Annotated in this window: 4 protein-coding genes; all 4 read left to right on the forward strand. The window is 48.4% G+C overall.

Translation table 11 applies throughout. From position 1 onward, the window contains the following. Nucleotides 1–6 precede the first annotated feature (6 nt). The 4 genes from IE099_RS12075 to IE099_RS12090 all read left to right on the forward strand — a co-directional run bounded on the left by IE099_RS12075 (nt 7) and on the right by IE099_RS12090 (nt 8,154). Nucleotides 7–411, forward strand: coding sequence for a thrombospondin type 3 repeat-containing protein (locus IE099_RS12075; RefSeq protein ID WP_194598388.1), 405 nt, complete (start codon nt 7–9; stop codon nt 409–411). A 234-nt stretch (nt 412–645) separates the two neighbouring features. Next, nucleotides 646–7,077 carry an RHS repeat domain-containing protein gene (locus IE099_RS12080; protein WP_189570195.1) on the forward strand — a complete coding sequence of 2,144 codons (6,432 nt, stop codon included), beginning with the start codon at nt 646–648 and terminating at the stop codon, nt 7,075–7,077. A 28-nt stretch (nt 7,078–7,105) separates the two neighbouring features. Next, on the forward strand, nt 7,106–7,468 hold the full coding sequence (locus IE099_RS12085) for a hypothetical protein (protein ID WP_189570196.1): 363 nt from the start codon (nt 7,106–7,108) through the stop codon (nt 7,466–7,468). A gap of 368 nt (nt 7,469–7,836) precedes the next feature. Then, a complete protein-coding gene (locus tag IE099_RS12090; RefSeq protein WP_189570197.1) occupies nt 7,837–8,154 on the forward strand; it encodes a transposase in 318 nt (105 codons plus the stop codon). Nucleotides 8,155–8,254: the final 100 nt, after the last annotated feature.

An 8,254-nucleotide genomic window follows, 5' to 3' on the forward strand; every position in this document is an offset into this window, starting at 1 on the left:
TACTTCATGAAAATAATCCGAATGAATTTCTTGAAGCTTTCCGGAAGTTTGATTGCTCCCGTAGCTCTCTTCGCGACCTTGAGCCTCCTTATTGCAAGGCCTGTCCCAGCCGGACATGATGAAGATCACGATGGACTCCACACCAATTTTGAACTCTTGCTCGGTACCGATCCTTTTAACAAAGATACCGATGGCGACGGTCTCTCCGACGGCGAGGAAGTTACCAACGTTGAATACTATGGTGAAACAAATCTTGCTGCCATCAACTATGATGTCCTCTCTAACGCCTTTGAGGTTGACAGCGATTTTGACGGCATTCCTGATGGTGAAGAATTAGCTTTGAAAAGATTGGACGCCGTAAACTTTGATCTCAGTGGCACTGAGGTAACAGTTCTCACTCCTTTCGAATAATCGTCTTAATATTCGAAATTCTCATCCCAATTTTTTCTGCCAACTATGCTCTCCCTTCTTTACTTTAGCAACCTTAAGTGGGGAACTCTTTCTGGAAGCCTCTTAGGTTTGGTGGTTTTGTTGTGTTCGCAGAATCAAATGTCGCCAATGGCTGGTTTCAAGGTGGATTAGATAGCTAATATCCAAAGGTGTTACACCGCCAAGAGAAAAATTTACGTTTTAATACCTTCAGAAATGAATTTTAGATTTCTTCAATGCTCGAGCTTGCGGCTCCTTGCCTCTGTGTTTAGTTTGCTGTGTTCGAGTGCCCAGTCTCAAGAATCATGTGCTAGTGAATTTGAATGGACCATCACTTTCGACGGGCAAGAGCGAGGGAATATTTTTTTAGGGCCGGGAGATATCTGGGATGTTCATGGTGCCTTGGCAGGCGATTTGGCAGGCATAGGGCAAGGCGGAGGGGGGGGCTCTGGTAATGTTGGCTCTTCCAGCGTAGATGTGGGAGGATTTATCTACGAAATGCCGGAACTCTCATCCTGCCAAGCCGGAGCATGCGGGTTCGAGGCAGAGGAAAGTAATGGAGTAATCAAAATCGTTCCTGTTTCCAATAAGGGTGCCCAAAGCACTGGAGGAGGTGAGGACGAGGAAGGTGATGGGGGCAATAAGTCTTGGGGCGGTGGGGGCACTGCGAGCTGTTCTTCATGCCAAGGAAAATTGATTTCAGAAGCATCCACAAATACTACCGAGTTTCCGTCGATCTCACTTCCCCAGTTTTCTTCTTACGCCGTTTGTGGAGGGCGATTAATGCTTCTTTTTGATATAGACCCTACTCAAGCATCTCTTCTTGGCAATGCTGATTGGCTCAAGCATTTCCGGCTTTCAGAAGCTGGGAATTTGAACCTTGAAAGTCTAGCAGCTGAAACCTCTTTCTCTCTATCAAACGAGCAATATGTCATTGTTACTCCAGATTCTGGTCAGATGATGATTCGCGTATATGAGAGTCAAGAGGAAGTCGAACCAGTTTCGAGTCTCAAGCTTTCACAACAGAACGATACCGTTGTGGTAGAGGGATTCAGCGGTGATGTAGTCGGGGGAGAGCAAGATTTTGCATTTCATTTCTCATCAGCTCCTGACTTTGATGGTGAGTCCAATCTTTATGGGATGGTCGTTTCGCAAGGGTTGGAATTCACTTCTGTGCGTGGAGATGTGACTAAGGTTTCGCGTCATTATAGCCGTTCCAACGACAATTTATCGACCGACGATTCAAGTAATCCTTCAACTTTGGTTTCAAGACTTTCGGATTCTTGGTCACGGGATGAGTGGATCAGTGAGAATAGAGTTTCTGAAAAACTGGAGATTTTGAACATTGCCACCGATGGCACTGCTGCCAACGAGCGTTTCAAGATTCGTGCAAAATACGATTTGGTTGGAGGCCAGGAGATCCTAGTCAAATATGACCGTAACCTTTATGATATTCTCGTGCCGATGCAGCGGGCTGTGTCGGTCCACGAATTAGAAGAAATTCTTGCTGCCACTGGACTCTCAATAGTTAATGGCTCTGTTCTGGTAGGGAATGGTCAGTTTCATGAACTTTTAGTGGAAGAAGAAAGTAACGGCCGGTTGACTCGCCACTACTATGATGATTTTGACAATTCCCATTTCGGCCAAATCGATTACACCAGTGAGAATAATAGTAAAACTTATAATGCCGCATCTCAGGATCCTAGATATACTAAACGGATGGCAACGGTGTTTCCGGACGGCTCTTGGGAGCGGTATATCTATTCTTCAACTTTCGGCGAGAGAATTGCTATTTTGCGGCCCTTTTTGGACAATGGACTACTGACTAGTGAGGGTGGTAGTCTCCCAAGTCCCTTGAGTATTACCTATTTTCTTGAGGTGTTAGTTGGGGAAAACGGAGAATCGGAGATGCAAGAAATAGACCTTGGAAATGCTAGTCGATTTGTAGTTCCACTTCCGGCGTTATTGACGGCAGCGCATTTTCCCGACTATGATTTCGAAGCTGTCAGCGGCAGTGATGGCGTGTCTGAGTCTACGAATGATGGTGAAATATTGTTGGAAGTCCCATCACCATGGAGCGAAAATGGATTTGCGGAAAGGGTGGTAGAACGGGACTCAGGCTTAGGGGTATCCGATCTATTTTCTTATCAGTATGGCACGATTGCCGAAGGCAGTGGTTTTTTTGTTGAATCGAGTAGCGCCAGCGATGCGACCCATTACCGTGAGATTAGCTACATAAGAGCGGTTGGAAGCTCAGCTACTGAACTCGAAGATGCTGTTTCAACCAATACTCAAATCGATTATGGAAGTGATCGGTTTTTACGTGGTAAAACAACCCGGCGACTGCGGACTTTTGAGATTGAGAGCGATGAAAATCAGCTTACGACTGATTTGAATGAAATTTTCTCCTCGCTATCATATTGGAATGGGGTGATCTGGGCATCCCTTCCTGAATCTGATACCGTCCAAAGCGAGGATGGCGACGGCAATCAGGTATCGACCGTCTACTTCGGAGGACTGGTTCAATCACAAACGGTGGAAATCGATAGCACTACAACTGTTTTTACCGACCAGACTGGGCTCAAGACTACCAATAGTTACGACCCCGTTTCTCGAACCAGCACAAGTGTCACCGCTGCGGTCAACGACGGGGCTCCACAGCGTACTGTCACGGTGGTTTCAACTCCAGGGTTCCTTACTCTTCCCGTCTGGTTGGGTGGTGGGGATCTACCAGTTCGTACAACAATCACGACTGAGCAAGTGGGTGCCCTTTTTACAAGCTCTACTCAAGTGTCCGATTGGAACGGCCGTCTCCTATGGGAAGAGAGTGAAGGGGGCTTCATTCGCTCAGTGGCCTATGAAGACTTGGGTCGAACCACCAAGAACTATCGAGGAAACATCTACTTTGATGAGAACGCCATTCTCCTCGCGAGCAATGCCCGGTATTTGGACGGCAAGGCCAAAAGTCAGACTGCGGGGCCTTCGTTGACGACCTATTCCTACACTGTTGATGCCGCCACCTCTCAACTGACAACGAACATTAATCGCGATGGTGTGCTTTCAACAACCGTGACGGACGATGAAGGTCAACTCTTATCACAGTCGAGACCTTCGGCAGAGGGAGTGGGAGATGTGGTTATTACAGAAGTTGATTCGAATAACGATGGGGTGGTGGACCAGGTCAATTCCACGGATCCCTTGTCGCCTTCAATTTTTTATGGGAATGACGGTCAAGGGAATCAGCTCGTCGGGATAGATGTCGATGGTAGTGGCTCTCTCACTGCCGATTCGGCTGACCGCTATTCTTCATCTGACTCCATGTTTCAGCAAGACATTGGTATCCTTTGGAGAAAGACCGAGCAATTTCGCCTATCAGCTCCCACTGCTAAAAAGCCCTCTGATACCACAGTCTATTATTCCCGTGTCTCGTTGCCGGCGGCTGAATTTGGTCAGTTTCCCCGACTTATTGGTCACAGCAGGACTGAGTTTCCTTCCGGCGAGACCAGAGAGGTCGTTACTCAAGTCACTGCTGTTGGGGAAGTAACCACGACCACGACATCGTCTGCTGAGGAAGGTGCTGAGGTTGTTGTAACTCGTGGCGGGCAGGTTGCCTCACGAACCACCTCAGATGCGGAGGGCTCTGAGAATTGGGTTTATCGATACAATCCTAATGGACTGGTCACAACTTACACCGACGCCCGTGGAGGAGTCACCATCACCACCACCAACCGAGTAGGACAAGTGGTCAGCGTCGAGCAACCTGCGATAAAACAAGCTGTCAAATACCAATTTCATCCAGCTGGAATCAATGGAGAAGGGCAAGTCCGGTCTGTTACTAATAATGCGGGAGAGACCACATTTTATCAGTATAACTTGAGCGGTCGAGTTAGCGAGGTCAGTGGAGATACTTATCAGCTTTCGTATACTTACATCCCCGGTGGTCAGATGGATACCTTGACCACCTACCGCGACGAGGGCAATTCGACTATAACCAAATGGAAGTACCAGGCTGGCACGGGTCTTTTGGAGGAGAAGCTCTACGACTCGGATCCAACGGGGTCGACTGGTCAGGGCCCGCTGTATCGTTACTATCCCGGTGGTCAGTTGAAGGAACGCCTGTGGGTAAGGGGAATCAATCCCGACGGGTCCGGGGAGCGGATCAAGACAACTTATAGTTATTCCAATCTGGGCGATCTTGAGTCGATTTCTTATAATGACGGTGTCACCGCTGACGTCATTTATAGCAATCATGATCGCTTGGGACGCCCGATGAACGTGGCTCAAGTACTGGACCAAGTCACGATTCACTCAGCCACCTTAGCCTATTCGTCGGAATTCGGAGGACTGGCCTCAGAGGCTTACGGGGTCGGGTTTCTAGAGAATAAAGTGCTGAACTATCAGCGGGGGAGCCGTTCCCAGTCGGGATTTCAAGATGTCACTTCGGTCTTCGATGTGGGTAGCAATACTCCCGAGTATGAGCGGACTTGGACTGCGATGGCCACTCGCTCCGACTCTCCTGCCACGATTGCTTTAAGCAGAGGGCCTTCCGCTACTTATCACGAGTATCTCGAAGGCACTTCGCATCCTCGACATTATTCGGTTTCTCTCGGAACGGGATCGACTGACGTTCATCATCACCGGCATTTCGACCTCGGAGGACGGGTAACTGGGGTCTTGGCCCGCCAAGGTTCCGCCACGGGCTCGATTCTCACCTCTGCTGGCTATAAATACAACTCTGCCGGTCGCCGAGAATGGCTCACCCGCGAGGACGGAACTCGCTGGGAGTTTGGCTACAATTCAAAAGGGGAAGTCACATCCGGGAAGAAGCGGCTTCCCAATGGGGGCGACTTACTTGCGGGACAGCAGTTTGAATACGACTATGACGGTATCGGTAATCGGAAGACGGCTAAATACGGAGGCGACCAGAATGGAAGCAACCTTCGCAATATCACTTACGCTCCTAACGATCTTAATCAATACGGTACCATAACCTACTCCGGTCACATCTCCTTGATTGGCTTCGGGGATTCCTCCACCGAAGTGGTTTCGGTATCGCCCGGCATCCTAACTGAGAGTGACCGAGCCGACCAGCTGGGTAATCGATGGTGGCGCGAGTTGCACTTGCAAAGCCCCGCCACGACCACCGGAGTCTTGGTTGAACTAACGCTCGAAGAAAACGCCACGGCCATCCCCGGTTCTGGAGGAAAGCTCTGGCTCGATCCCATAAGTTACGTGCCTAGCCACGACCTCGACGGCAACTTGACAACGGATGCTCGTTGGAACTATAAATGGAACGGTGAAAATCGCCTCATTGAGATGACTACCAATTTGTCATCGGGACAACCTTGGATGCGTCTGACCTTTGCCTACGATTGGCAAGGGAGGCGGGTTTGGAAGAGGGTAGAGACGGGAAGCTCAAGTAATCCCTCGACCGAAGAGGACCTGCACTTTCTTTATGATGGCTGGAACTTGATTGCTGAATACGATTCTCTTTCCACAGGTCAGATGTCCTTGAAGTCATCCTTTCTCTGGGGACCGGATGTGAGTGGAAGTAGTCAAGGAGCTGGAGGTGTGGGAGGCTTAGTGGTAGTTATTAGCGAGGATGAGAACTATCAACCTTCTTATGATGGAAATGGGAATATTATCTCTTGGCTGAATGAGTCCGGAGCAGTTGTCCAACGTAACGACTATGATCCCTTTGGTGATTTGATTTCGAAGCATGGCTCGGTTGAAGATTTGAATTTTGGATTCTCAACGAAGTATACCGATGAGGAAACCGGATTAGCCTATTACGGCTACCGATATTATGACCCGGTTACGGGGAGATGGCTAAGCAGGGATCCGATTGAAGAGCGGGGAGGCATTAATCTCTACGGGATGGTTGGGAATAACGCCGTGGGTAAGTGGGATGTTTTAGGAATGGTTGCAGCACCGAAATGGTATTCTCGGGATGCTGCAAAGAGTGATTGGGGCGCAAAAAAGGGTTTTGGACTAAGGCCTGATGTGCCGGGTGCCAGTAACGTTGGCCCTTATCAACTTGGTTGGGAGTGGCTGACTGGCAACGGACCAACGAATCGTGAGTTTGGCCCCGGATCAATGATGGTCAACCACCTAAAAAATCATCACCACATCGCTTCGATGCGAGAAGAAATTAAAAAGAAGGTGATTGAGATATGTCGATGTGAATCTGACGACTCAATACTCTTGTGGCCGCTGAATCTAGGAGGAATCGAAGGCATGTTTTTGTATATGCGAGATTATTCGGTCCTTGCAAAGGACGGCCTCAAAAAAGCAATTCTTCTTGATCGTTCAGCTTCTCATGACGTTGTTGTTGCATATTTAGGTGGATTTGGAGCTAAGGCCTATGTGAATGCTGAATGCGGATCTCTTTCCAGTGGCACCGAAACAATCGCGCATACTCGGTTCCAAGTTTGGAATGAAAGCACTGTCGGATCAATTACTCATCCACCCGTTATTGGCTACACTCAATTTTGGGGGGATTATATTGAACCTTATATTGAAGAAGCGCACCAGAATCATGTTGAAGTCAATCCCACCACTGGAAGACGACCCGGCGACACGACAAGGCAGGATTTTGTTTGGGATGAACAGATAAATGGAGGAAACTTTTTGGATGGTTGGAATTAAACGATGTTCGGTGAGATTTTTTCTAGCCTTGATTTTGCTTACTATTTTTTCTTGCGAGAAAAATCCTGCCGAAGACTCCCGATTGTTTGGAAGTTGGCGAGTGGAGTATATCGATGGAAAGCGCTATGCTGGAGAAAGAAGGGAGATAACCTTCGCGGAAGACCAAAGCTTCGGTGGATGGCTGAAAAATTCCGAAGGCTTCTTTGAAGTTGAAAAAGGACAATGGAGGGTGCTGCCTACCAAAGATGGCAACGAAATTTTAGTTTCATGGAGTGATAAGAATGGAACCGAAATTGAACGAAAGTTAAATTTGGGACGATTTTTAGAAGACAGATGGCATCCACCATATCGAACAGTGAAGTATCGAAAAAATGCTGAAAACACAGATTGAAAATGGAAAAGGGGTCGGGAAAAGATTTATGGCAGAAGAAAATAAAAAAGCCTGACCCGAATGGCGCTTGGTTAAGCGGGTTTTCGATAAGTGGAGCGGTGCGGGATTTCTTCAAAGATTGGGCGAGGCTGGGTCAATAGTTGGTAGCTTTTGGGTATTCTTTTGACGCCTCGCGGTTCTCGTCGATTTTGCCGGATCTCCAAGACCTTGGTTGTGCAGATTTCTAACAAACGTTCTCGTAGGTTCTTTCTGCTTCGATGATTAAGGTTCTTTTGCTGGAAGGTTGAAGTGGTCCCGGGAAACGGAGCCAGGAGCTTGTTGAAAAGTTGAGCTGGTCTGAAGGGGCAAATGACCCCGAAATCAGACCAATGAAACGAAAAAGAAGACATCTCAGTGCGGAGTTCAAAGCCCGCGTCGCAAAAGAAGCGCTTAGAGAAGAGAAAAGCATCCAAGACATTGCGCAGGAGAACGAAATCGCGCCCTCCCAAGTGAGCGCGTGGAAGAAAGAGCTCGAAGAACGCATGGGCGAACTCTTCGAGCGCAAGAACGGCGTCAACGAGACCGCTAAGCGCGAGGAAAAGCGCGCTGAGCGCTTGGAACGCAAAGTCGGCCAACTCGTTATCGAGAAGGAGTTCATTGAAAAAAAGTGCGAACAGCTGGGGATCGATCTTAGCGAAAAGCCATGATCGAAAAAGCCCACAAGAAATTGTCGATTCGCAAGCAGTGCGAGTTGCTCAATGTGAATCGAAACCGCCTGGAACCGCGAACCGAACGAATCACCCGTGA

Source organism: Roseibacillus persicicus (assembly GCF_014651675.1).
Lineage (GTDB): Bacteria > Verrucomicrobiota > Verrucomicrobiia > Verrucomicrobiales > Akkermansiaceae > Roseibacillus > Roseibacillus persicicus.